This is a genomic window from Trichococcus alkaliphilus (assembly GCF_003008695.1).
GTDB classification, from domain to species: domain Bacteria; phylum Bacillota; class Bacilli; order Lactobacillales; family Aerococcaceae; genus Trichococcus; species Trichococcus alkaliphilus.
The window spans coordinates 12,426-37,510 of sequence record NZ_PXZT01000021.1 but is presented as its reverse complement, the minus strand read 5'-3'; the positions used below and the strand labels follow the sequence as shown (position 1 = coordinate 37,510).

General features: G+C 47.3%; 19 protein-coding genes. 6 read left to right on the top strand and 13 right to left on the bottom strand.

Annotation, left to right across the window (positions count from 1 at the left end; translation table 11 throughout):
- Window positions 1-375: 375 nt before the first annotated feature.
- Window positions 376-1,581 (bottom strand): 3D domain-containing protein, encoded by a 1,206-nt coding sequence (locus tag C7R73_RS13045; protein ID WP_161525955.1) that lies wholly within the window; start codon window positions 1,579-1,581, stop codon window positions 376-378.
- A 299-nt stretch (window positions 1,582-1,880) separates the two neighbouring features.
- On the opposite strand from C7R73_RS13045, the gene C7R73_RS13040 reads away from it, so the two are divergent.
- Both C7R73_RS13040 and C7R73_RS13035 read left to right on the top strand, forming a co-directional pair.
- Window positions 1,881-3,419 (top strand): Ppx/GppA family phosphatase, encoded by a 1,539-nt coding sequence (locus C7R73_RS13040; RefSeq protein WP_106450920.1) that lies wholly within the window; start codon window positions 1,881-1,883, stop codon window positions 3,417-3,419.
- A 51-nt stretch (window positions 3,420-3,470) separates the two neighbouring features.
- Entirely contained in the window at window positions 3,471-5,612 is a 2,142-nt protein-coding gene (locus C7R73_RS13035) for an RNA degradosome polyphosphate kinase (RefSeq protein ID WP_239992644.1), read from the top strand.
- A gap of 55 nt (window positions 5,613-5,667) precedes the next feature.
- On the opposite strand, the gene brnQ is transcribed toward C7R73_RS13035, so the two are convergent.
- Window positions 5,668-7,014, bottom strand: coding sequence for a branched-chain amino acid transport system II carrier protein (gene brnQ / locus C7R73_RS13030; RefSeq protein WP_106450919.1), 1,347 nt, complete (start codon window positions 7,012-7,014; stop codon window positions 5,668-5,670).
- A gap of 300 nt (window positions 7,015-7,314) precedes the next feature.
- On the opposite strand from brnQ, the gene C7R73_RS13025 reads away from it, so the two are divergent.
- Entirely contained in the window at window positions 7,315-8,949 is a 1,635-nt protein-coding gene (locus C7R73_RS13025; protein WP_106450918.1) for an ABC-F family ATP-binding cassette domain-containing protein, read from the top strand.
- A gap of 54 nt (window positions 8,950-9,003) precedes the next feature.
- On the opposite strand, the gene C7R73_RS13020 is transcribed toward C7R73_RS13025, so the two are convergent.
- The 5 genes from C7R73_RS13020 to C7R73_RS13000 form a co-directional block, all read right to left on the bottom strand.
- Window positions 9,004-9,753: an acyl-[acyl-carrier-protein] thioesterase gene (locus C7R73_RS13020; RefSeq protein ID WP_161525954.1), complete on the bottom strand. Its 750-nt coding sequence runs from the start codon at window positions 9,751-9,753 to the stop codon at window positions 9,004-9,006.
- Between the two features lie 80 nt (window positions 9,754-9,833).
- Window positions 9,834-10,592, bottom strand: coding sequence for an ABC transporter permease (locus tag C7R73_RS13015; protein WP_106450916.1), 759 nt, complete (start codon window positions 10,590-10,592; stop codon window positions 9,834-9,836).
- A gap of 1 nt (window position 10,593) precedes the next feature.
- Window positions 10,594-11,247, bottom strand: a complete 654-nt coding sequence (locus C7R73_RS13010) for an ABC transporter ATP-binding protein (protein ID WP_106450915.1) — start codon at window positions 11,245-11,247, stop codon at window positions 10,594-10,596.
- A 199-nt stretch (window positions 11,248-11,446) separates the two neighbouring features.
- Window positions 11,447-12,214: a ChbG/HpnK family deacetylase gene (locus tag C7R73_RS13005; RefSeq protein WP_106450914.1), complete on the bottom strand. Its 768-nt coding sequence runs from the start codon at window positions 12,212-12,214 to the stop codon at window positions 11,447-11,449.
- Between the two features lie 38 nt (window positions 12,215-12,252).
- Window positions 12,253-13,038: an SDR family oxidoreductase gene (locus C7R73_RS13000; RefSeq protein WP_106450913.1), complete on the bottom strand. Its 786-nt coding sequence runs from the start codon at window positions 13,036-13,038 to the stop codon at window positions 12,253-12,255.
- 218 nt (window positions 13,039-13,256) lie between these two features.
- Here C7R73_RS13000 and C7R73_RS12995 point away from each other — a divergent pair, with 218 nt between their 5' ends.
- Window positions 13,257-14,390, top strand: coding sequence for an exonuclease SbcCD subunit D (locus C7R73_RS12995; protein ID WP_106450912.1), 1,134 nt, complete (start codon window positions 13,257-13,259; stop codon window positions 14,388-14,390).
- The gene (locus tag C7R73_RS12990) at window positions 14,391-17,450 is read left to right on the top strand and encodes an AAA family ATPase (protein ID WP_106450911.1); all 3,060 of its coding nucleotides are present in this window, start codon (window positions 14,391-14,393) and stop codon (window positions 17,448-17,450) included.
- Between the two features lie 78 nt (window positions 17,451-17,528).
- Here C7R73_RS12990 and C7R73_RS12985 read toward each other — a convergent pair whose 3' ends face one another.
- Together C7R73_RS12985 and C7R73_RS12980 are read right to left on the bottom strand one after the other, a co-directional pair.
- Complete coding sequence (locus tag C7R73_RS12985; RefSeq protein ID WP_106450910.1) at window positions 17,529-17,942, bottom strand: universal stress protein; 414 nt, start codon at window positions 17,940-17,942, stop codon at window positions 17,529-17,531.
- Window positions 17,943-18,162: 220 nt separating this feature from the next.
- Window positions 18,163-19,293, bottom strand: a complete 1,131-nt coding sequence (locus C7R73_RS12980; protein WP_106450909.1) for a carbohydrate kinase — start codon at window positions 19,291-19,293, stop codon at window positions 18,163-18,165.
- Window positions 19,294-19,515: 222 nt separating this feature from the next.
- Between C7R73_RS12980 and C7R73_RS12975 the strand changes: the two genes are divergently transcribed.
- The gene (locus C7R73_RS12975; protein ID WP_106450908.1) at window positions 19,516-20,139 is read left to right on the top strand and encodes an HAD family hydrolase; all 624 of its coding nucleotides are present in this window, start codon (window positions 19,516-19,518) and stop codon (window positions 20,137-20,139) included.
- A gap of 74 nt (window positions 20,140-20,213) precedes the next feature.
- Here C7R73_RS12975 and C7R73_RS12970 read toward each other — a convergent pair whose 3' ends face one another.
- The 4 genes from C7R73_RS12970 to C7R73_RS12955 all read right to left on the bottom strand — a co-directional run bounded on the left by C7R73_RS12970 (window position 20,214) and on the right by C7R73_RS12955 (window position 24,967).
- Window positions 20,214-20,885 carry a hypothetical protein gene (locus C7R73_RS12970; RefSeq protein WP_106450907.1) on the bottom strand — a complete coding sequence of 224 codons (672 nt, stop codon included), beginning with the start codon at window positions 20,883-20,885 and terminating at the stop codon, window positions 20,214-20,216.
- Between the two features lie 228 nt (window positions 20,886-21,113).
- Window positions 21,114-22,292 (bottom strand): CapA family protein, encoded by a 1,179-nt coding sequence (locus C7R73_RS12965; protein ID WP_161525953.1) that lies wholly within the window; start codon window positions 22,290-22,292, stop codon window positions 21,114-21,116.
- Window positions 22,293-22,606: 314 nt separating this feature from the next.
- Window positions 22,607-23,734: a carboxynorspermidine decarboxylase gene (nspC, locus tag C7R73_RS12960; RefSeq protein WP_205076526.1), complete on the bottom strand. Its 1,128-nt coding sequence runs from the start codon at window positions 23,732-23,734 to the stop codon at window positions 22,607-22,609.
- A 21-nt stretch (window positions 23,735-23,755) separates the two neighbouring features.
- Entirely contained in the window at window positions 23,756-24,967 is a 1,212-nt protein-coding gene (locus C7R73_RS12955; protein ID WP_106450904.1) for a saccharopine dehydrogenase family protein, read from the bottom strand.
- Between the last annotated feature and the right edge of the window lie 118 nt (window positions 24,968-25,085).

Genomic DNA, 25,085 nt, shown 5'->3' with positions numbered 1-25,085 from the left:
TCTGTAAAACTGTTTAAATATTTTACTGTCCTATTGACGGGTGGCATACCAAAAAAAGGGCAACCTTTGTTTTTTTATGGAATACGGAAAATGAGAATTGCTTGACCGGAGGAGCGTGCGTGACACTCGTAAACGGGCCGCAGCTCCGGGGAGCCATGGCTTGGCCGGAGCTGAAAAGACGACCGTGATGCGACCTCCTACGAAGGGGGGCTCCCCGGAGGAGTGATCGCTTCTTTCACCTCAGCTCCGGGCAGTTTTCGCTTCATCGGAGGTGGAGAATTCGCGAATTCGCGAGTTCGAGAGTTCGAGACTCGCCAACCAATCAAAAAGAATCGGGCTACCTCAATTTTTTTGAGATAACCCGATTCTTTATTTTTATTGTAATATCGTGATTGTCAAAGTCTGTCTGCCATATGAAAGCGCGGCGTTTAGGTCTTCCATGTGCAAGTCAATTTTATTTCCTATGATCGCTCCACCGGTATCCCCGGCAATCGCGATGCCATAGCCCGGTACGCTGACTAAGCTTCCCAGCGGGATCACGGAAGGATCAACCGCAATAACCATCGGATTGACCGACAAGTCGATGCCTGTAGCGGTAAAGTTGGATAGGCCCGCTTCGTGGCGCGAATAGGCTGTTGCCGATACGACCAACGTTTTTCCTTGTGCAGCCGGTGTTTCTGCCACAGTTGGAGCAGTGACGGTCACGACAGGCGCAACTTCAACAGAAGCAACGGAACTGTCGGTGATTTGGCTAACCGGTGCTTGTACGGATGATGCGACAGCACTCTCTTGTACGGATGATGAAGCTGCAGACGATGCAGATTCGGCAACGGTGGCAGCGCTGCTCGATTCTGCAACTTGTTGTTCTTCCGATGCTTTGGCTGCAACCGCCTCGGCATCAGCTTTTGCTTGCGCTTCTTCGGCAGCCAAACGGGTAGCCTCATCCGCATACTCCGTTTTCACTTGCGACAACACAGTTTGGTTGTCGGAAAGGATGCCCTTCAAAGAAGTCAATTCTTCAGCCAATGCAGTGGATTCAGAATTCAGGCGGCTCTCTGCAACTTTGACTGTTTGGATTTGCTCAGCCAACTGTTCTTCCAATGCCTCCAGTTTCTCTTCTTCGGAAATGGCAGATTCGATCTGCTCATTATCGGCAGCTTGCAACTGACCGACTACATAGGCTCTATTGATGAAATCAGCAAAATTTTCGGAATCCAGCAACATCAATACCTGGTTCTTCGTTGCATCAGAAATCTGCAAGGCAACTAACCGCGTTTTCAGTTGTTCTTTCCGCGAAGCGATCACTTCTTTTTGCGCTTCGATAGCTGCTTTTGTCTCGATTTGGCTCTCTTCAGTCGCAATAATCTGTGCTTTCAGGTCATCAATCCCCATTTGCTTCAGGTTGATCGACGCTAATGTTTCACCGATTGTCACTTCCACAGAAGCAATTTGGGCTTCCATCTTTTGTTCTTCTTTGGTTAAGTTATCTAAGGTGGAACCTTGAACTTGTGTAATGGAAAGGGTCAGACTTGCTGCCAAGCCGGCCAACATCAGTTTCCCTATACGCTTTTTATGATTCAAAATCTCACGCCTCTCTTTTCTCGTTGAAAAATGCTCCTTTATTATATCGAATTTCCCTTGACGTAGGGTTGCATTCCTTTTACCGTTTCGTATCAAATGATTCACTCGATATATATTTTGCCTTATAACGGGCAGTTTTGTAACTCCCCCGTAACATAAGATGCCTTTTCGTAACATGATTCTGCTTTTTTTGACTAAATCAGCAACAGCAAAAGATAATTTTATGACAAACTTGCCGAATTCCAGTAAAATGGGAAGTGAGGAATCTTGGAAGATCCGGGATTCAGAAGGAGACGCTCATGTTATTAGAGAGAATAGGTTTAATCGATATCGGATCCAACACCATCCGTTTGGTCATCTTTGAAATCGATGAACACTTCACGATGTTTCAAGTCCAGAATATCAAAACCCCAGCACGCCTGTTTCAATATTTGGACAAAAAGAAAAAGATGTCCCAAGCAGGGATCGACGTCCTTATCAAAGTCCTGAAAAGTTTCAAATCGGTTGCTGATCAGTACCAAGTCAGCACGCTGATGCCTGTTGCGACAGCCGCCATCCGCCAGTCCACCAACCGCGATGACATCATGGCGCAAGTACGCAAGAAAACTGGCATTGAAATGATATTGTTGCCGGAAGAAAAAGAAGCCTTTTATGGGAATTATGCCGTTCTGCATACAACGCAATTCTCAAACGGCATCACAATCGATATCGGTGGCGGCAGCACGGAAATCACTTACTATGACAATAAAGAGCTCCTTCAATACCACAGTTTCCCGTTTGGGGTCGTGACTTTGAAGCAGATGTTCTTTGACGGCAAAGAACACAATGACCCGAAAGCGATAAAGAAAATGCAGGAATTTGTGAAGGAGCAGTTCAAATCGATCAAATGGCTCAGCAAAAAACAAGTGCCGATCGTAGCCATGGGCGGATCTGCCCGCAGCATCGCGAATGTTCACCAACGGCAAGTCAATTATCGATTAGCGGGCGTACACGGATACCGCATGTACCGAAATGACCTCCAAAAGACAATCGATTTATTCCAGTCATTGACCATTCCGCAATTGCAGAATCTGGATGGGCTGAGCCGGGACCGCACCGATCTGATCATACCCGCGAATGTGGTATTCAATACCCTCTTCGATGAGGTGAAGGCCCCCGTATTCCTGTTCAGCAACAAAGGCTTGCGCGAAGGCATCGTGATGGAATTTCTTAACAACAAATACGAAAACAAAGCCTTCAGCGTTTTCAATATTGCTGCTCAGTCGGTCAGCAGGCTCGCCGCCAGCTACCACACCTTAGCGCATGTCGCCCAACAAAGGGTGAAATTGGTCGATATGTTGTACGAGGAATTGTGCCGACTGGAAATTTTTGACAAGAATCCGGAAATGGAGAAACTGTTGCATTTCGGAGGTTACCTTTATTACCTCGGACAATTCGTCGAGACCGGTGCCAGTTCGCAGCATACTTTCTACATCATCTCCAACAGCGACTTGGATGGCATCAGCCACAAGGAACGGGTAAGCATCGCTTTATTGGCCAGCTTCAAAAACCGGTCGCTCGTCAACCAGTACCTGACGGGCTACACGGATTGGTACACAGTGACCCAGATCGATCAGCTGCAATCATTCGGCGGCATCATCAAATTCGCTGACGCCATCAACGACTCCCATATGGCTGTCATCCAGGACATCAAAATCAATAAGACAAAGAACGGGCACAATCTTGTGCTCTATTTTAAAGGTGACATTCTTGCCGAAGAGTACCGTGCCGAGCGTCAGCGCAAGCATATTGAGCGCCTCCTGAATGGTAAACTTAACATTATATTTACAGAAATTTAACAAAAACATGCTATAAATAAAGCTTACAAATCGAACGAACGGATGTGTAATATGATGGAATCAGATAGTAAACCCAATCTCGCTCATGCAGATTATTATTTCAATCGAGAGTTGAGTTGGCTGGACTTCAACAAACGTGTCATTGAGGAAGCGAAAGATCCCCAGAACCCTTTGCTTGAACAGCTGAACTTTTTATCCATAGCAAGTTCCAATCTTGATGAATTCTACATGGTTCGGGTTGCCGGATTACAGGATCAGTTCAAACTTGGCTACCATATGACTGACCGCAAAACCGATATGAAACCAGTTGAACAGTTGGCTGCCATCTCCGAGAAAAATAACGGAAACATCGCCTTACAATATGAGTACTATTATGAACTTTTGAATAAATTGGCTGAAAAGAATGTCCACATAAAAAAAATCAGCGACTTATCCAAAAGCGAATTCGCGCTAATAGAAGAAACTTTTCACGAGCAAATTTTCCCTGCCTTAACGCCGTTAGGGATTGACGCATACCGCCCCTTCCCTAACCTAAACAACAAACTGATCCACATTTTTGTCAATTTGGAAAAGGAGGACACAACGCGGATTGCGATTGTACCTGTTCCCGCCCCTCTGCAACGGTTCATCTTGTTGGACGAGGATAAAAACGACATCGGTATCGTGCTGTTGGAAGACGTCGTGCGCCATTTTATTCATACCTTATTCAAAGGGTTTACCGTTACGAACAGTTTCAGCTGCCGTATCACCCGCAATGCGGATTTGGAATTGCATGAGGATGGTGCGGATGATCTGCTTTTGGTCATCCAGGATTACCTGAAGAAACGCAAAAACGGGATGGCAGTCCGCCTTGAAGTAGACACCCGCGATACGATCGAGACTCTCCAGGGAGATGTGCGTTTTTTGCAGACTGAATTGGATCTCGATGATCGCGATGTCTACCTGATCGATGGCCCGCTGGATCTTACTTTCCTCAGCAAATTGACGCGCTTTCTGATGATTTCTTGGCCCGAAGATGTATTCCCTAGCTTCTCACCGGTGACACCGAGTGATCTGTCCGGAAAAGACATCTTTGATGTGGTCGAAAAACAGGATGTCTTCTTGCACCATCCTTACGATTCGTTCGATCCGGTCGTCGATTTCATCAAGAGCGCCGCTGAAGATGAAGATACGATCGCCATAAAACAGACCTTGTATCGCGTCAGCAAAGATTCGCCAATCATCGAAGGGTTGAAGACTGCTGCCGAATCCGGCAAGCAAGTCACTGTGCTTGTCGAGCTGAAAGCCCGTTTCGACGAAGAGAACAATGTGCAATGGGCCAAGGAATTGGAAGAAGCCGGAGCGCATGTCCTTTACGGGATGACCCATTTGAAGACACACAGCAAGATCACGATGGTCGTTAAGAAACATAATGACCGGATAGTCCGCTATGTCCATCTGGCTACCGGTAACTATAACGACAAGACAGCCAGACTTTATACCGACATGGCCATCTTCACTGCAAACAAGGAAATAGGCGAGGATGCTACAAACTTCTTCAACTACTTGAGCGGCTATTCGGATCAACCGGAGTACAATCACCTGCACGTGTCGCCATTCGAAATACGTGATTCCTTCATTGAATACATCGACGACGAAATCGCCTCCCACAACCAATTCGGGAATGGGCATATCATCGCGAAAATGAACTCATTGACCGACAAACGCGTCATCATGAAATTGTACGAAGCCAGCCAAGCCGGCATCCGGGTCGATCTGATCATCCGCGGCATCTGCTGCCTGAAGCCCCAAGTTCCTGGCGTCAGCGAAAACATCCATGTCCGCAGCATCGTCGGCCGCTTTCTGGAGCATAGCCGGATCTACTATTTCCATCATAACGGCGATGATAATCTTTTCCTGTCCTCCGCTGACATGATGACCCGCAACATGATCAAACGCGTCGAAATAGAGTTTCCGATTCTGGACAAAGCCATCAAGAAAGAAATCCTGTCTTTGATGGATGTCTACCTTGCAGACAACACGAAAGCGCGCGAACTGCACCCTGACGGGAGCTATCGACACGTCCGTAACGACAAGCCAGAAGTGGATGCGCAAAAGTATTTCATGGAACTAGCGAATAAGGAAAAAGAAATCCCAACACTCTCTGAAAGAGATTCCTGGCTAAAAAAAATCCAACGAAGATTCAAGAAATAACGGCAGAAAAAGAAGGTCAGGAGCTGCGCGCTCCTGACCTTCTTTTTTGCCGTCATTAGGCTAACTTACTATTTTTCGAAATCGCCAAGCCGATCGCAAAACCGATCACGGATGGGATCAGCCACCCCATTCCGATATCTGATAAAGGAATCGCTGAATCGGTCCAGGCGATGACACCGTTCATGCCGACAGCATCCTTGATTCCTTGCGGCAAAGCTTTCAGGAAGTCAACGCAGGCGAACGGCAAGGTGAACAAGGTCGTCATCTGGTAGACAATCGTCCGGTCATTGAACAGGCTGCTCATTATCGAGAGCAAAATCAAAGTGATCGCGAGTGGATAAAGGAACATCAATACCGGAATCGAAAACGCGATGATTTGACTCAAGCCCAGATTCGCCAACCCGAAGGAAATGGCTGTGAAAAGATAGACGTATTTTTTGTAGTCCAATGAGTTAGGAAACATAAGCACAAATGTTTCGCTGATCGCCGTGATCAACCCGATTGCCGTTTTCAGACAGGCAACGGTGATGATGACCGCAAACAGAACAGCACCGAAGATGCCGAAGTACTCGTTTGAGATTTGCGCTAAGGCGATACCCCCATTGTCGCTTATTTCAAAAACACCACGGCTCGTTGCGCCCAAGTAAACCAGCGAACCGTAAATGACAGCCATCAACAACATGCTGATCGTTCCGGCTTTTATCGTATCCCTCGCGATGGTAGTCGTTTTTGTGACGCCCAGGCCTTGGATCGTCGTTACGACGATGATGCCGAAAGCCAAGGAAGCCAGAGCATCCATCGTGTTGTACCCTTCCAGAAAGCCTTTGAAGAATGCACCTGTCTGATAGCTCGCATCCACCGGCATTTCACTCGCTGTACCCATCGGCGCGAAAAAGCCGAAGAGGATCAGAATCGAAAGAAAAACCAGGAAAATTGGGTTCAGAACCTTGCCTACCCATTTCAAAATTTCCGATGGCTTCAGTGAGAACCACAGCACAGCCGCGAAGAAAAGCAATGAGAACAGGAACAGCGCCATTTTTGTCATCGAAGGATCCAGATAAGGCGCAAAGGCTGCCTCGAACGAGACGGTCGCGGTACGCGGCGTCGCAAAGAATGGTCCGATCGTCAAGTAAAGTGCCGCTGTGAAGAATACGCCGTACTTCGGATGGATTTTGCTCGCCATTTCCAACAGGCTTTCCTTACCGGATAGCCCCATCGCTACGATGCCCAGAAACGGCAATCCTACTGCCGTCACGATAAACCCTAATATCGCCGGAATCAAGTTTTGGCCAGCCAATTGTCCCATGTGGACCGGGAAAATCAGGTTGCCGGCTCCAAAAAATAAGCCGAAGAGCATGGAGCCTATGTATATGTATTCTTTATTCGATAATTTCTTATCCATTAAGTCTCAGCCCACTTTCTGTTTCAATTTTGTCCATTCTATCACGGCATTTCCCCTGTTACTAGAATTGGCAGCGCTAACCAAAGAAAACTTACCATTTTCTCATTTTCGCATCTGTCCCCCAAGCATTGGTTGTCATCCGTAAAATAACGGCAATATTACAACAAACCAGCACAAACGATTGCCACAAAAGAAACAATCTTACTCGTTTTTTGTAAACACTGTGTTAAAATCCTTTTATTTTTTCAGGAATATGCTAGAATTAATTGACTATAAACAAGAATTGAGGAATGTAAAAAAATGATTACCGTATCAAATGTCAGCCTACAATTTTCCGATCGCAAGTTGTTTGACAATGTTAATCTAAAGTTCACCCCTGGTAACTGCTATGGCGTCATCGGTGCCAACGGAGCTGGAAAATCTACTTTTTTGAAGATTTTATCAGGCGTCATCCAGCCCACCACCGGAGATATCATTTTAGATCCAAATGAACGTTTAGCTGTGCTTAACCAAAACCACTATGGTTTCGAAGATCATCAAGTACTGGACACTGTCATCATGGGTCACAAACGTCTTTATGCCATTATGGATGAAAAAAATGCTATCTATGCAAAAACTGATTTCACTGAGGAAGACGGCATCAGAGCCGGCGAACTTGAAGGCGAATTTGCCGAATTGGATGGATGGGAAGCCGAATCCGATGCTGCAAGTCTCTTGCAAGGTTTAGGAATCGGTGAAGAGTTGCACTTCAAGCAAATGAGCGACCTGTTGGAGCCGCAAAAAGTAAAAGTTTTGCTGGCGCAAGCATTATTCGGCAAACCTGACGTATTGCTATTGGATGAGCCGACAAACGGTTTGGACAAAGAATCTATCGAATGGTTATCCGAGTTCCTGATCAACTTCCCTAACACCGTCATCGTTGTTTCCCATGACCGTCACTTCCTGAACACGGTTTGTACGCACATGTGTGACGTCGACTTCGGAAAGATCAAACTTTATGTCGGTAACTACGACTTCTGGATGCAATCCAGTCAATTGGCTTCTAAATTGGCAGCTGATTCCAATTCGAAAAAAGAAGAGCAGATCAAGGAATTGCAGGACTTCATTGCGCGATTCAGTGCAAATGCATCGAAATCCAAACAAGCGACTTCACGTAAAAAGACATTGGATAAAATCACATTGGATGATATTCAACCATCATCCCGTAAATATCCTTTCGTAGGCTTCACCCCAGAACGCGAAATCGGTAATGACTTGCTGATCGTTTCGAACCTTTCCAAGACAATCGATGGCGTCAAAATTTTGGACAAAATCAGCTTTGCTTTGAACAAAAACGATAAAGTCGCTTTCGCAAGCCGCAAAGATATCGCTACTACCACCCTCTTCAAAATTTTGATGGGTGAAATGGAAGCTGACGGCGGTACTTTCAAATGGGGCGTCACAACGTCACAAAGCTACTTGCCGAAGGACCACACGAACGAATTCCCGGTTGCCGACATCACTATTTTGGAATGGTTGCGCCAATTCGCAGGCAAAGAAGAGGATGACAATACCTTCTTGCGCAGCTTCTTGGGCCGCATGCTGTTCTCAGGTGAAGACGTAATGAAAAAAGTTTCTGTCCTATCCGGGGGAGAAAAAGTACGTATCATCCTATCGAAAATGATGCTTACCAAAGCAAACGTCTTGGTATTGGATGACCCGACGAACCACTTGGATCTTGAATCCATCACTGCCTTGAATGACGGCATGATCGCCTTCAAAGGCGCGTTGTTGTTCACTTCACACGATTACGAGTTCATCAACACTACTGCGAACCGCATCATCGAAGTGACTCCAAACGGCGTTGTGGACAGAATGGAAACAACCTATGAAGACTTCTTGGCGGATAAGGATGTCCAAGCAAGAATCAATGCACTTTATAAAGAACAAGCATAAAACCAGCACGAAAAAAGAGGAACACCCGAGCGTTCGGGTTGTTCCTCTTTCTTTTTATACTTTTTTCCAGATCATATGGGCTTCGCAGGCCAAGTCTTCGCCGTTCATGATGCGATGCGCAGTGATGACTTCGCCATCCTCCGCTTCTTTCGTCGACATGACGCTGGTGATGCTGTTGCCGTATTCGACTTCTTTTTCGTACTTGATCGTAACGGCAGCCATCTGGTGATCCATGATGAATTTCGGATCAATCGTGTTGATGATCCAATCGAAATATTTCGCGTTGTTGACATGGCGATTGTAGTCGATGTCCAAGTATCTGACGCGGAAATCCTGTTCCTTGCGGTTTTCCGGTTCCAGTTGGATCGGCTTCTTCATGCGCACCATCGTCCGGATTTCATCGGCCTGATAGACGGTCAGCAAGTCTTTTTGAATCTGGACCATTTTACGGGTCTCGATGTCCATCATGACGAAGTTCGTCATCACTTCCACACAAAGTTGTTCGCTCTCATCATAAGCCCGAAAGCGGCGATAGGTGAAGAAACGGTTATAGCTCATCGCTTCTGTTTCCAGAATGATTTCTTCGCCTCGGTGCGGCATGCGTTCGATCTGCATGTCGTACTGAACGATGATCCAACTGAGTCCTCTTTCGGACATCTGATCATTCGTGTTCCCGAGTGAATCGCTTTGTTGGCCCGACAAGTCCATCATCAGGTTGACGAGCGATGGCAAAGTTATCTCACCGGTGATGTCACATTCATAGCCTTTGATGCGATGGGTGCTGCGATAGATTAATCCGCTCAACGTTTTCCCTCCAAAATCAATTTTATAATAGAAAGGATACCATACTTTTCAGAGCGGACCAACCGAAAGAATGAGCAAAATCAGATGCGCAATTGCTGTCTGTCATTGTAGAATTCGCGGTATGCCATGAAAGAGGCGATATAGGAGGAGATGCTTGTCGCCGCCACCAGCATGAAAGTCACCATGATCTGATACATGATGGCCGTCATCGGTACAGTACCGGCAAACATCAGACCCGACATCATGCCTGGCAAGGAGACGATACCCACCGTTTTGGCGGAATCCAAGGATGGCTGCATGCCCGACTTGATCGTTTCCCTCAAGATGGTGCGCGAGGCTTGATTCGGAGTCGCTCCGAGAGACAGTTTTTCCAGGATCTGTTGGCGCTGATCGCGGAACAAGGAATTCAGGTTGCGGTAACACAAGCCGATGGTCGTCATCGCATTACCGGCTATCATACCGGTGATCGGAACGATCTGTGAAGGGATAAATTTGACGGATCCCGACAGGACCAGTATGGATAACGTCAAGATTGCTGAAGCAGAGATGGCGATCAATGAAATCTTCAAGGAATTCGGGATACTGCTGCTGCGTTTGTGGGCATTCCATGACGCATTGAAGACGATGACGGCAACCATAACCAAGGTGACGATCGTATTGTTCACATTGAACAAGTACGTCAAAACGTACCCTACCGCAATCAGCTGTACAACGGCTCTGGCGATGCTGTACAAAATGTCTTTGGCCGTGCCTAATTTTTCTTTGTAAGAGATGTAAACTCCCACCATTACCAATGAAAAGCTCAACATGAGCGTGATTGGACTGACTTGTAGATCCATCTTAGTTCCCCTCCCCTTTTACGATTTTCCCAGCAACGATATGGATGTTCTTATCTGCCAAGCTTGATTCTTCCTCATTATGGCTGACCATGATGATCGTCATATCAGCATGCTCCCGCATTTCCTGGAGCCATTTCCAGATGATTTGGCGATTCGCTTCATCCAAGGCGCTCGTCACTTCATCGAGCAAGAGGATTTTCGGTTGAAACAGGACGTTGCGGATCAAAGCGACACGCTGTTTTTCCCCGCCTGACAAGGTATTTATTTCTTTATCCAAATATTCCTTCGGCAGCCCGAGCGACTCCAGATATGCGACTGCTTTCTTTTCATAGAATTCCTTTTTGCGGATTTCGTAAGGAAAAGCCAAATTGTCGCGGACGGTTTTTCCGAACAAAACAGGTGTCTGGAACGTGTAGGAAACCTCCTTGCGGTATTCGGTGGGCTCGTATGCATCCAGCGATTTGCCTTGGTAGCGTATTTCCCCTTCGGTACGCGACAGGATGGTCGCGATGATTTTCAACAGAGTGCTCTTGCCGCTTCCGGACGGGCCGGTTATCGAGAGAAACTCACCCTCCTCCAGCGAATAGGTGATGTCGTCCAGAATGATTTTGCCGTCCGACACAAAACTCAGATGTTCCATTTCCAATAATGCCATTTTTTAAATTACTCCTTTATTATTCAAATTGCAGCCGAAACCGTTGCGAACACCAAAAAATCGCCGTACAGGTCGGCTATGCTTCATTTCTCTATTCTATCACTACTTCCCATATTTTCGTTAATGATAATCACTATAATTTAGTAATAAATATAAAAAGACAGCCCCATAACGGAACTGCCTTTCATCACAAGATTCATTATTCTTTCAATTCAGCATACGAAATCAACTGGATTGCCTCGTCTTCCCGAATCCGATCCGCAAAATCGGAATTCATCAAAAATTCAGCCATGTAGGCCCGGTCCTTCTGCAGGCTGCTTAAGCGTTCCAGACTTGCGTCGACATAACCTGGATGGACGATCAATTCAACCGAGGTATCCGCTTTTTCCAGGACGGCCATGATGTCATCCAATTTTTCCATCACGCTCATCCCCAATTCAGCCTGCGGTTTTTCAGCAGCGAAACCGAGGTCGAATTGACGGTCCGTGTGCAACACCCCATGGCTGCCTTCAAAGTGATCCCGGATCGGCAGTTCGTACTGTATCGCCAACGACAGGATGACTTTGTTGAGTGGCTCCAACATATGCACATGATGGTGCGAATCCAAATGCGTTGGTTTGATGCCTGCCTTACGCACCTTTTCGATCTGCGCATGCCACTCCGCGTAAACTTCATCCAAATCCAGGGTCGCAGCATGTTGCTGCACATATTCCCGTGTTTGGAAACGCCCATTGGCACTGATGCTGTCTGCATCAGGCAATAGTGGCTTCCCGAGCGTCAAATTCAGATGGACCCCGATTTCCAGATCTGGATGATCGGATGCCAATTCCACTGCATGATCGAATGCGGCTCCGTTCGCCAGCAAGGTCGTCGAGGTGGTGATGCCGTACAAAAAACTGTCGATGATGCCGTAGTTCACGCCATTTGTGAGACCAAAATCGTCTGCGTTGATGATTACTTGTCCCATATTTCATTCTCCTGTCTGTTTCGGATGGCGGTTCGGCTTCAAATCGCTTTGACTGCCCCACCATCCACATATAGTGTGCTGCCGGTGATATACGTATTCGCCTCGGAAAGAAGGAAAACGACGGCTTTCGCGAATTCTTCCGGTGTACCGTAACGGCCCAAAGGAATGCCTGCGATTGCGTTCTTGTCGACTTCCACCAATGGCAACTCTTTCGCTTTGGCATTCGCTTCATTCAGATATTTCAGGCGATCGGTTGCGATTTTTCCTGGCGCAACGACATTCACGAGGATGTTGTCGGGCGCCAATTCATCGGCAAGCGTCTTGCTCAGGCCGACGATGCCGGTCCGGAACGTATTTGAAAGAATCAGATTCGGCAACGGCGTCTTCACCGAAATCGAAGCGATATTGACGATTCGTCCGCCCTCTTTGCGCAGATCGGGCAGCACTTCGCGGATGATCCGGATATAGCTCAACAGGTTCAATTCGAAAGCCTGTTGCCAAGCCTCATCGGAAAAGGAATCAAATTTCCCGCTTGGCGGACCGCCTGCATTGTTCAACAAAATATCGATTTTCCCGAACACTTCATGCGTCCTTGCCACCAGCTTCTGGATATCCTCATTTTTGGTGATGTCGCAAGGGAAATAAGCGACCTTTCCACCATGCAAGGCTTCCAGTTCTTCTTTCACCTCAGCCAATCGGTCTTCGCTTCTGCTCGTGAGCATGACGTGCGCGCCTTCTTTGACGAGTTCCTTCGCCACTGCCTTGCCCAACCCCTGGCTCGAAGCGATGACCAATGCCACTTTGTTCGTTAACCCCAGATCCATTTCGGCTCCTCCTTCAACTGCTTTATTATCCTGATCTCATACCCATACTATAGCCCAAAAGCGTCCACATCACTAGCATTTCACTCACTCCACTGCATTTGTCCCTGCTCGCCTCCAAGATAGTCTGTTATAATGGAAAATGAACTTATTCACCTTTCCGATAAGATACGCGCAACTTTTTTATTACAAACACTAACCGATGGACAGGAGACTTTCCCATGAGAATACTGCATACAGCTGATTGGCATCTCGGCAAAATCGTCAATGATTTTTCCATGCTGGACGATCAGCGCCATTACTTGATGAAGCTGATAGAAACACTCAAAGAAAAAGATATCGATGCGATCATCATGGCCGGAGACCTTTACGACCGCGCTTTGCCACCGAAAGAAGCGGTGGCGCTGGCCAACAAGGCACTGACCCGGATGGTGAAGGAATTGGGCGTGCCTGTGTTTGTCATCGCCGGCAACCACGACAGCAACGAACGGATCGAATATGCCTCCGATCTGCTGGCCGACAGCCGCCTCTACATAGAGGGAACCATGAAGAAAGAGACAATCAGAAAAGTTGCCTTCCAGGGAACCAATTTTTATCTGCTGCCTTTTGCGGATCATGTCTACGTCCGGGAAACGCTTAAGGATGACAGCATCAAAAATATGGAGGATGCCGTTCGTGCTCAATTGGCGACCGTCAAAACAACGCTGAACCCGGATGAAGTAAACATCCTGATTGCGCACGGCTATGTGATCCAGGCCGGAAACGACACAAGCGAGCCATCCGATTCCGAACGTCCGCTCAGCATCGGCACTTCCGAATACGTGGATGTGTCGCTGTTCGAGGACTTTGATTACGTTGCTCTAGGGCATCTGCACAAAGCCCAGAAAGTCAAAAACGACAAAGTCCGCTACAGCGGCTCGATCCTGAAGTATTCCAAATCGGAAACCCCGCATCAAAAGCAGACGAGTATCGTAACGATAGAAAAAGGCAAATTGGAGATAGAACCCCTCCGCATCAAGCCTTTGCGCGATATGCGCGCGATCAGAAGCACGTTTTCCGAGTTGATGAAAGGCCAATCCGACGATTACCTGTTTTTTGAACTGGAGGATACGGAATATGTGCTGGATGCGATGAATCAATTGCGCCGTCGCTATCCGCAGGCAATGGGCCTCGAATACGTCAGCCGGAGAGAGAATGAATCAGTGGCCTTGCAGCATAACCGCGAGGATCTCCAGCAGCTCTCCTACCCGGATCTGTTCAAGGACTTTTATGAGCAATACCGCGCCATAGAATTGGATGAATCCGGTCAAAAAATTGTTGCGGATGTCTTTGCCGCTCTGGGAAGGAAAGATTAGATGAGACCCTTGAGATTAGAAGTGAGTGCCTTCGGGCCATACAAAGAAAAAATCGTATTGGACTTCACGCAATTCCAGAACCAGACGCTGTTCCTGGTGAGCGGGCCTACGGGTGCCGGCAAAACCACGATTTTCGATGCCATTGCCTACGCACTTTACGATGTCGCCAGCGGCAGCAGCCGGGAAAAAGACACGTTCAAGTCCCAGTTCGCAACGGAACAGGCGATCTGCTACGTCGATCTGACTTTCGAATACAACGGCAAGACTTACCGCGTCAGGCGCTCCCCTGCCCAGATGGGTCCCGGAAAGAGCGGGAAAATCATCAATCTTTTGGCTGATGTGGCTTTTTATCATGACGACACCGTGACAACGAAAGCGCGCGATGCCAATGCGGAAATAGAACAATTGCTTTCCTTGAATTACGAGCAGTTCAAACAGATCGTCATGCTGCCGCAAGGGGAATTCAAAAAACTGCTGGAATCAAACAGCAACGAAAAAGAAACGATCTTCCGGAACATCTTCGGGACCGAAATTTTGAAAAGTTTCCAGGATGAACTGAAGGAGAGAGCGAAATCGCTCCAAAGCCAAGCGACTTCCGCCCAGGATTCCCTGCAGACCGCCTACTCCTTTGCCTCAGGAATCAACGATGACGCTCTGCAGGAAGTACTCATCCTGCAGGATACCGAGCGCATTCTCCTGCGGATCGCGGAACTGTTGGAGGTACTCGAAGAAGAACGTGCCGCCAAAGAACTGCAGCTCACGGCTTTGCGAACCCAAAGCCAATCCGCTACCGATACCATCAAACTGCTGGAAGATATCGCACAGCTGGAGGCACGGCTCAAACTTCTTGAGGAAGAGGAATCTGCTGTCGTCGGATGGAAACAGCAGTTGGAACGCCATGAACAAGCCGTCAAAGCCGAGGAAAAAAGATTATTGTGCGTTGCAGCAGCCGCAAACCAGACTGCAAAACTGGAACAATCCAAAAAAAATGACGGTCTCTTGGACCAACTGAATCAAGCTTCACGCGATAAAAAACCAGCGTTCGAAGCAGCTGAACTTGCCATTTCCCTGATCCCAGGCTTGCGTGAGCAGCTCGACGCCGTGAAGGAACAGGAAAAACAGCTTGTCGCCTTGGCGAGGAAAGAGAAAGAACTGGCCGGTTGCCAGAAAGCCTGCGAAGATGCCACAAAAGAACTGCAGAAACATGCGGAACTCCAGCAAGCGCAAAAAGTAAAACAGGAACAGTGCCAGCAGAGGCTTACGGAAGTGAAACAAGCCCAAAAGGATGCTTCCATCATTCAAGAGCAACTGAATGCCTGCAGAATGAACGTGCAGCAATCCGAGCAGCTCCACAAAAGGATCGCCCAAACCGAAAAATTGCTGGCTGAACAACTTGAAAAAGGCGAGCGATTCCTGATTCTGGAAAAAGCATACATGACGGTCGATCAACAGTTCAAGGATGAAACCCTCCTCTACAACCGCAACATCGCCGGCATCTTAGCCGAGCAGTTGGTTGGCGGAGGGGCTTGCCTCGTCTGCGGTTCAACACACCACCCCGCACCCGCGCAAAAAACGGCGGACACTCTCTCCGATCAGGACCGGGAGCTGCTGGAGAAAAAACGGAATCAGGCCTATGCGGATTACCAACAGGCAACTGCCGAACTTTCCGGCATCCGAAAACAGCTGGCTGATCTCTTCGATGAATTCGCCGTCCCGGCTGAAACTTTCGCAAGCTACAAACAAGAGCAGCAAGAAAAACGCGATACGGAGATCGCGTCAGAAAAAGCATTCCTGTTGGAAATGAAAAATCTGCAGAAGGTGCTTGACGGAGAAGATGCGCTCGTAAAGGTGCAAAGCGACATCGAAACTAAGCTGCAGGAGATCGACCAGAACCGTATTGCCCTTCAGCAAACGCTGCTCTTGAACGAAACCCTTTACCGGGATCTGCTGGCCGAAATCGACCAGGACAAACAAGTTTTGGGCGACAAGGACCTCGCAACCGTCCAAAAAGAGATTCTGCAGCTCAACGAAAACATCGAGACCTACACAAATGAATACAACAAGCTGAACAGCGAGCTGACGGAACTCGAGAAACGGATTGCAGTTTGCCTTGCAAACCGGACCACCTACTCAGCTCAGGTAGAGGAAGCCACAACTGCTTTGCTGGATGCAAAAACAGTCTACACTATTGTGCTGGCTGCTGCAGGTCTGGAAGAACCTTTCAGCCATCTGATTTTGGATAAGCCACTGTATCTGAATCTACAGAAACAAATACGCACGCATGAAGACGATCTGAATGTCACAGTGACCCGTTTGCGCGATCAAAGGAAAGCTGCAGCAACACTGGATCCGGATCAAACCATCACTGCCTGCTCCGATCAGAAAGTGCTTTTGGACAATGCGATCCGCGAATCGGAAGAACAAAAAGATCAGCTCTCAGGCGACATACAAATGCTTAAAAAAGCGGCGCAAGAAATCGCTGCAATCTACAAAAAGCAGCAGCAGATCATTGCCGATTACCAAAAATACAGGACTTTATCAGACATAGCCAATGGCACCAAAGAAACCGACTATATTTCCTTCGAACGCTATGTGCTGGCGATCTACTATGAAGAAATCATCGAAGCCGCCAACTTGCGCTTCCAACAAATGACGAACAACCGCTACCTGTTGTTGCGGAAGGAAGACAAAGGCAAAGGTGCAGGAGCCAAGGGACTGGACCTGGATGTATTTGACCATTACACCGGCCAAACCCGCAGCGTCAAAACGTTATCGGGCGGCGAAAGTTTCAAGGCATCGCTGGCGCTTGCCCTTGGACTCAGCGATGTGATGCAGAGCCGCAGCGGGGGCATCCAGATCGATACGCTGTTCATCGATGAAGGATTCGGTTCGCTGGACCCCGAATCATTGGATACCGCAATCGAGGCGCTGTTCTCCCTGAACAGTAGCGGACGTTTGGTCGGCATCATCTCGCACGTCGAAGAATTGAAGACGCGGATACCTGTCCACATCGAAGTCGATCGCACCGCGGAAGGAAGCTCCGCTAAAATCGTTTTTTAGAAAAAAGGAAAGTCCAGCTACATTTAAGTAACTGGACTTTTTTTGCGTCTCCTGATTCGTTGGGTCAAAAGCGTCTGATCAATTTTCCCTTACAATTAATACATCACACGGCGCATGTTTGATGACATGATTCGTCACCGATCCGACTACCAATTTTGCGATGGTGCCCTTACCGGTCGCACCCATAACGATCAAATCACAATTCCATTCTTCCACAAGCGTTTTCGCAATCATTTCCTTAGGATTACCGGTGCGCATTTCCTTATGCACCGCGACCCCGTTTGCCCGCGCATATCTGTCCAATTCATCGAATAAAGAGTCCTTGTCTTTCTGCAGCTGTGCAGCTTCTTCGGCATTGTCCTGTTTATCCAGTATCGCAATAAGATATAGCGCAGCATCGTTCCTTTCAGCGATATGGACCGCCTGTTTGAACGCCTTGATTGAAGCTTCCGATCCGTCAACCGGGATCAATATGTTTTTATAATGATTCATTCAAACTCACTCCTTTGGAATAATCAACCAGAAAACGCTTTCCTTACTCTTATTTTACTATACTTACGGAAGAAACAAAAGATTGGCGGTGCTTCGGTTGATAAATTTACAAACCAAAAAAGAGCCCAGGTGGCAGGCTCTTTTTGGTTATTTTGTAACTCCAGTTAATGTCACCTTAGTGGATAGCTGCATTTCACTAGCGTTGAACGCTCTTGCCCACCTAAATTTCTCTGCTTTCCAACTTACCGATTTCTTTGACATCCTTACGCAATACCGCTTGGGAAAGGTTCGGTCGCACTTTGTATGCTGATTTTGATGACATGACCGCATTCACCAAGCCGGTCTGGATCATTTCCGAAATATCATCCGTCCTCAGGTAGGAGTACACGATACCTGCACAAAGCGCTTCGTTTGTTCCCCAGATGTAGGTGTCGCTGTCTTTGTCGCTGTTCTTGAGGTCGTAGACGTGCATGCCATATTTTTCGCTGGCATATCCGACGCTCTGACTATTTCTGGTGATGATGACGTGCTGCACCCCTTGGTCCATCCAAAGCTGCAAGGCTTCCCGCAATGATGCATCATCCTTGATTTCTATCCCGAAGTGTTTCTCAGTTTCGTCATGCTTCGTGATGAGCAGTTTCAATCCCTTCAGATTTTCCGGGATATTATAAAGCTTCAGCAAGGATGCGCTGACTAGGGCGACCGGGATATTGTACTTCGCGCCGATTTCAAGCAAGTGTTCCACGCTTTCCTTTGGACAATTCGAGTCGATGATGATTGTCTTTGCCCGCTTCAGTGTCGCCAGATGTTTCAACAACCATTTAGGCTGCATGTATTCATAAATGTCCATTTCAGCTAAACCAATAATCATTTTCCCACTCTCATCGATGACTTCCATAAAAGTGCCTGTCGAAAAGCCAGGGACCATTTCCACTTCGGACGTCTTCATCAATGGACGCATGGATTCTTCGATTGTATGCCATTCCGCATCGTCGCCGACCAGAGACAGCATAACGACGTCTTCCTGCAGCCTTCCCAGATTCTCAGCGATACTGAGGGCAACCCCGCCGATTGACGTCTGCGAGGTGACATTGTTCGATTGTCCATGAATAAGACCACCTTCCACAAAATAGCGGCGATCAATGCAGGCAGCGCCGATACAGACGATCGGTCGCGTGTCATTGATGACATAGGCTTTACCCAAAAGGTATCCCCGTCTCACTAAGCCGGAAATGATGTTTGCCACTGCGGGACGTGACAGGCCAATCTTTGTAGCTAAATCTTGCTGCGAAATAAAAGGATTTTCCTTTATGTAGCTCAGTATTTTTGATTCTTTCTCGTTTAAAGCCATGTTTCAATTCCCCTTACTCTATAAAAAAACGGCAACACCGAACTTATTCTTTTAGCAACAATGAATGCTCCTAAAGGTATAGTATATAACCAATGAACGCAGTTGCCAAACGAACACGGCACATTGTAACCTTTTCTTAATGCGTTTGCATCATTCAGGGTCGTTTTATTACTATTCAAAGCGTGTTATAATGACAGGAACTATTTTAAGGGAGCTGTTCAAATGATTCATACATTTATTTTTGACGTCGACGGTACGATTGTGGATACCGAAGATTCCATCTTCAAAGGTCTGGATGATGTCCTTCAGGAACACGCCGGCCGACCTGCCACACCAGAAGACATGCGTACGATTTTCGGCATACCGGGCATGGAAGGCTTGCAATCTTTAGGCTTCACACCCGAACAAGCTGCGGATCTGCATCCGAAGTGGAGTGCGCAGTCGAAAACTTACGCGGACAGCGTGAGTATTTTTGCCGGGATGGAAGATACGCTGCGCTATTTAAAAGAAAACAATCATCTGCTGGGCATTGTCACCTCAAAGACAAAAGAGAGTTACGAGCTGAACATCACGCCATACGGTTTGGATGACTATTTTGACGTCATCATCACATCAAGCGATACCGAAGAACACAAGCCTTCCGGACAACCTTTGACGGAATGTTTGCGGAGATTAGGCGTTGCCGAAAATGAAGCCATCTACATCGGGGATTCCATTTACGACAATCAATGCGCACGCAATGCCGCTGTTGCATTCGGATTGGCAGAATGGGGATCGCATACGGCAGAAGGATTCGATGCCGATCACATCTTCAAGACACCTTCAGATATTTTATCGATTTTATAGAAAATCAAAGCAACCTGGAAAAAACGGGTTGCTTTTTCTTATTTTAATAATAGATTTGTGAGGTCCAAAGCTGCCTAATACTGTCCTCTCCCTGCGTCCTCAACGCGCTTCAGCCTTACCAGCAATTCATCTGCCGCTTCTTCATTTTTATTTTTCATGTATAAGGCATGGCTTTCTAGATAGGAATCCCGGGCTCTTTCCAATTCACTGAGGGTGAAATGATAGTCGCCCAGCCCGCGCATAATGCCGGCCTGACATTCCTCATCTTCAGATTTATCGGCATACTGTTTCGCTTTGTACAAATTAATTTTACTCTTAATTGGATTCCGTTGCAGCAATGACAGCGTGGCCGCTTCATGATAGCTTCGTGCTAACCCGCAATAATCATCTGGAAAATGCGTCAGCCGGAAAGTGATTTCTTCCTCACACATCAGAGACGCCAAATCGTATTCTTCCAAGGAACGGGTATTCACCGCCAAGGCATGCAGATACTCGGCTTCCTTCTCCAAGTCTTTGTTTTTTTTCGCGTAAAACAGCAATTCCTCGAGGCACTCTTTGGCTCCAGCAAAATTTTCCTGCGCAGAGTAACACTTCGCCAGCTTGTTTACGACTTTTTGGTATTCTTCCGATTTAGGATCATCCAACAAATATAAAGCATCGATGTATTTTTTCTCAGCATGAGCAAAGTCATTCGCCTGCATCGCAATTTCAGCGATTTCGATCAATTGATGAACTTCTTTATCCATAGCGCATCCCCCCCTTATATCAAAAAGAAACTGTTATCGCTTTCAACCTCATCTTAACATCATTCAGGTCGTATCACAAAGGATAACGTCAGCAGCAAAAAGACGCTCTAAGCAAGAGCGCCACAGTTACTCCCACATGATTCCCGCCAAAAAACTTACCAACGGAAAATTTATTTAAACAACACAGACATCATATAACAGTAAGTACCGTTTACTGCACTTCTTTGATCACTCCAACATTTCTGCAGGGATGACGTTCTTCACGATGGAAAGATAGTTATCCGGTGTTATTTCCAATCCTTCATAGTCATTCAACCCGTGCGCTGAAGCCAACTCTTCCGAGTAGTCTTCCAATTTATAAATTTTGAAATCACGCCTTGTGTTCTCTACATTTCCCGGGTCCGCCGCATAATGCGAAACGGTAGGCTCGAATTGGACGTTTTCGACGGTCACCGAATCATCAGCCGTAACGACAAAATCGAAAGTCACCATACCTCCGAGCGTGTTGTAATCCGTCAATGAGTGCGCGATGAAATTCCCCAGTGAATAGACCACAAGTGTTTGATTTTGATTCACGCCTGTCACCCACTCGATTGGCTGCAGAATATGCGGATGGGTACCTATGACGACATCGACATCCAAATCGGCGAACAATTGTGCATAAGTGCGCTGCATCTCATTGACTTCCTGCGTATTTTCGTCACCCCAGTGCGCCGAAACGATGACGGCATCACTGACGTTTTTCGCTTTGGCCACATCCTGACGAATTTGCTCTTCATCAAAGTACGAAACACGATAGGAGGTGTCGGGCTGGATGCCATTCGTTCCATAGGTATAAGTCAAGAAAGAGAACGTGACGCCTTCTCTTTCGATCGTCCTGATTTCATCACGGTCCGCCTGACTCTCGTAAATGCCCGTGTAGATAACATTATCCTGTTCATTCCAGACTGCGAGAGAATTGAGGGCGCCGGGATAATCATAATCCAAGGCATGGTTCGTTGCACCGTTGACCAAATCAAATCCCAGATTGTTCATGTCCTGGGCGATTTCGGGCGGTGTATTGAATGCCGGATAGCCGGAATAGGGATAATCATCCCCAGCGCTGATCGTTTCTTGGTTCAGAAAAGCGATGTCGGCTTCTTCGATATCCTCTGCCACATTCTCGTAGATAAATTTGAAATCATAAGTGCCGTCCGCCAGTTCCGCATCCCGGAAAATGGAATCGTGAATCAGGTTGTCCCCGACTCCGATGAAGGAAATCACTTTCTCCTCCTCATTTTCGGAAACAGCATCGTTTTGTTCGGAAGCGGTGTCCGCGGATGCAACTTCAGAAACCGTATCCGGTTCATTCGCGCACCCCCATAAACCCAGTACCGCCATCGATGTCACTAACATTTTTCTCCTCATGTCATTCCCCTTTCTGGTGGAATTATGCGCAATATTCGACAATTTGATTATACCTGACCCTATCGGCTTTGTCACTTGAACCAAATCGTTTAAAGTCATATTGTGTTTTCAATGGCTGTACATATTTTACCCCGCAACTCCGGCGAGGCTTCTTTCACCGGAGCAGACCGGTAATATTTTGTCTCTTATCCGAGGAGGCATCTGCCCACCGGAGGAGACCATCAGAATGTGGTCCTCAACTCCGGCCAAGCGTCCCACGCCGGAGAACAGCAAAAAAGCTGCCTCATCAGAGACAGCTCCACTATTCAAAAACTCTACAGTCGTGATTTGAAATCTTTATATCCGAAGGTCTTGATGACTTTCGTGCCGTCTTTGACCGTATGGGCAGCGATGGCCGGCAGTTGGATGCCGTTGAAAGTCGTATTCTTGACCATGGAATAGATGGCCATGTCCGTGAAGATCAGGCGATCGCCGGGCTGAAGCGGCTCATCGAAGGAATAATCCCCGATGACATCCCCTGCCAAGCAAGTCTGTCCGCCCAAACGGTATGTGTGCGCCTTTTCATCCGCTTCACCTGAACCGATGATGAACGGACGGTAAGGCATTTCCAATACGTCAGGCATGTGGCAAGTCGCTGATGTATCCAGAATCGCCAGATTCATCTGGTTGTAGGTCGTTTCCAGCACACTCGCAACAAGGAAGCCCGTATTCAATGCGATCGCTTCGCCAGGCTCAAGATAGACTTGTACGTCATATTTCTCTTTGATGTAGTTGACGATTTTCACCAATTTAGCGATGTCGTAGCCTTCTTTGGTGATGTGGTGTCCGCCTCCGAAGTTCACCCATTTCATGCCATGCAGGTATTTTCCGAACTTCTCTTCAAAAGCGACCAAAGTCGCTTCCAAAGCATCGGAACCCTGTTCGCAAAGGGTGTGGAAATGCAGACCGTCCAACAATTCAACTTGGCTTTCATCAAAATTGACAGCCGTCGTGCCCAAACGGGAAAACGGACTGGCCGGGTCATAAAGCGCATGGTCCTGGGTGGAAAGCTCCGGATTGACACGCAGACCGATTTCGATTGGGCGATCGCTGTTTTTCACCATCTCGGCATAAAGCTTCACTTGGTTAGGGGAATTGAAGACGATGTGATCCACTATCGCGAGCAACGCCTCCATTTCTTCCTTTTTGAAAGCCGGCGCAAAGACATGCGTTTCCTTGCCGAATTCCTCATAACCCAATTGCGCTTCGTGGACAGAGCTAGCGGTCGTGCCATCCAGATACTCCGCAACCAAAGGGTAGAAATGATACATCGAAAAAGCTTTCTGAGCCAACAAAATCTTGCAGCCCGTCTGATCCTTGACCAATTTCAGGATTTCCAGATTGCGGCGCAATAAGGTTTCATCCACCACATAGCTGGGTGTCGGCAAGGCTTGAAAATCGATTGTCGTGTCCATTTCAGCCTCCTAATCGACCAAGGTAGGATTGAAGTCCTCTTGCCAAGGCAAGCCATAGACGTTCAATGCTTCCATGAATGGATCCGGATCGAATTCCTCGATGTTGTATACACCTGGTTTCTTCCATTGTCCGGTCAAGACCATAGCTGCCCCGATCATCGCAGGGACGCCGGTTGTGTAGGAAACAGCTTGCGAGCCGACTTCCTTGTAGCATGCTTCATGGTCGCAGACGTTATAGATGTAATAAGTCTTTTCTTTGCCGTCCTTGATGCCGGTGAAGATGTTTCCGATGTTCGTTTTGCCTTTAGTGCGCGGTCCTAATGAAGCAGGATCAGGCAATACAGCTTTCAGGAATTGCAGCGGCACGATTTGTTTGCCTTCGAATTCGATCGGCACGATGGAAGTCATACCGACATTCTCCAACACCTTCAAATGCGTCAGATAGCTTTCGCCGAAAGTCATGAAGAAACGGATGCGTTTGATGCCTTTGATGTTCAAAGCCAAAGATTCGATTTCTTCGTGGTGCAGCAAGTACATGTCCTTCTTGCCGACTTGATCGAAATTGTATTCGCGCTTGATTTCCATCGGTTCCGTTTCGATCCATTCGCCGTTTTCCCAATAGCTTCCGTTGGCGGTCACTTCGCGGATGTTGATCTCCGGATTGAAGTTGGTTGCGAAAGGATAACCATGGTCGCCGCCGTTGCAGTCCAGGATATCGATCGTATGGATTTCGTCGAAATGGTGTTTTTGGGCATAGGCAGAGAATACGCTTGTTACGCCCGGGTCAAAGCCTGATCCCAACAACGCGGTGATGCCGGCTTTTTCGAAACGCTCGCGGTAATCCCATTGCCATTTGTATTCAAATTTAGCTGTATCTTCCGGTTCATAGTTCGCTGTGTCGACATAATCAGTTTTTGTTTCAAGACAGGCATCCATGATGGTCAAGTCTTGGTATGGCAAAGCCACATTAATCACGATATCCGGTTTGTATTCATTGATCAGCGCCACTAATTCAGGAACGTTGTTCGCATCCACTTGGGCAGTCGTGATTTTGGAACGCCCAGCATAAATGCCGCTTTCGATCCGATCTTTGATTTCATCGCATTTTGACTTTGTACGACTGGCAATCATAAATTCTTCGAACACTTCTGAATTTTGGGCACATTTATGGCATACGACGTTGGAAACGCCACCGGCACCAATAATTAAAGCTCTACTCATCTTATTCATTCCTCCTGTAGGGAAAATTCATTCATCCATCCTGCGGGCCTTTTTCTGCAGATATCCTCAAATCGGGGCTTAACGACAGACAAGATATTATAACATAAAGCAGTATAGG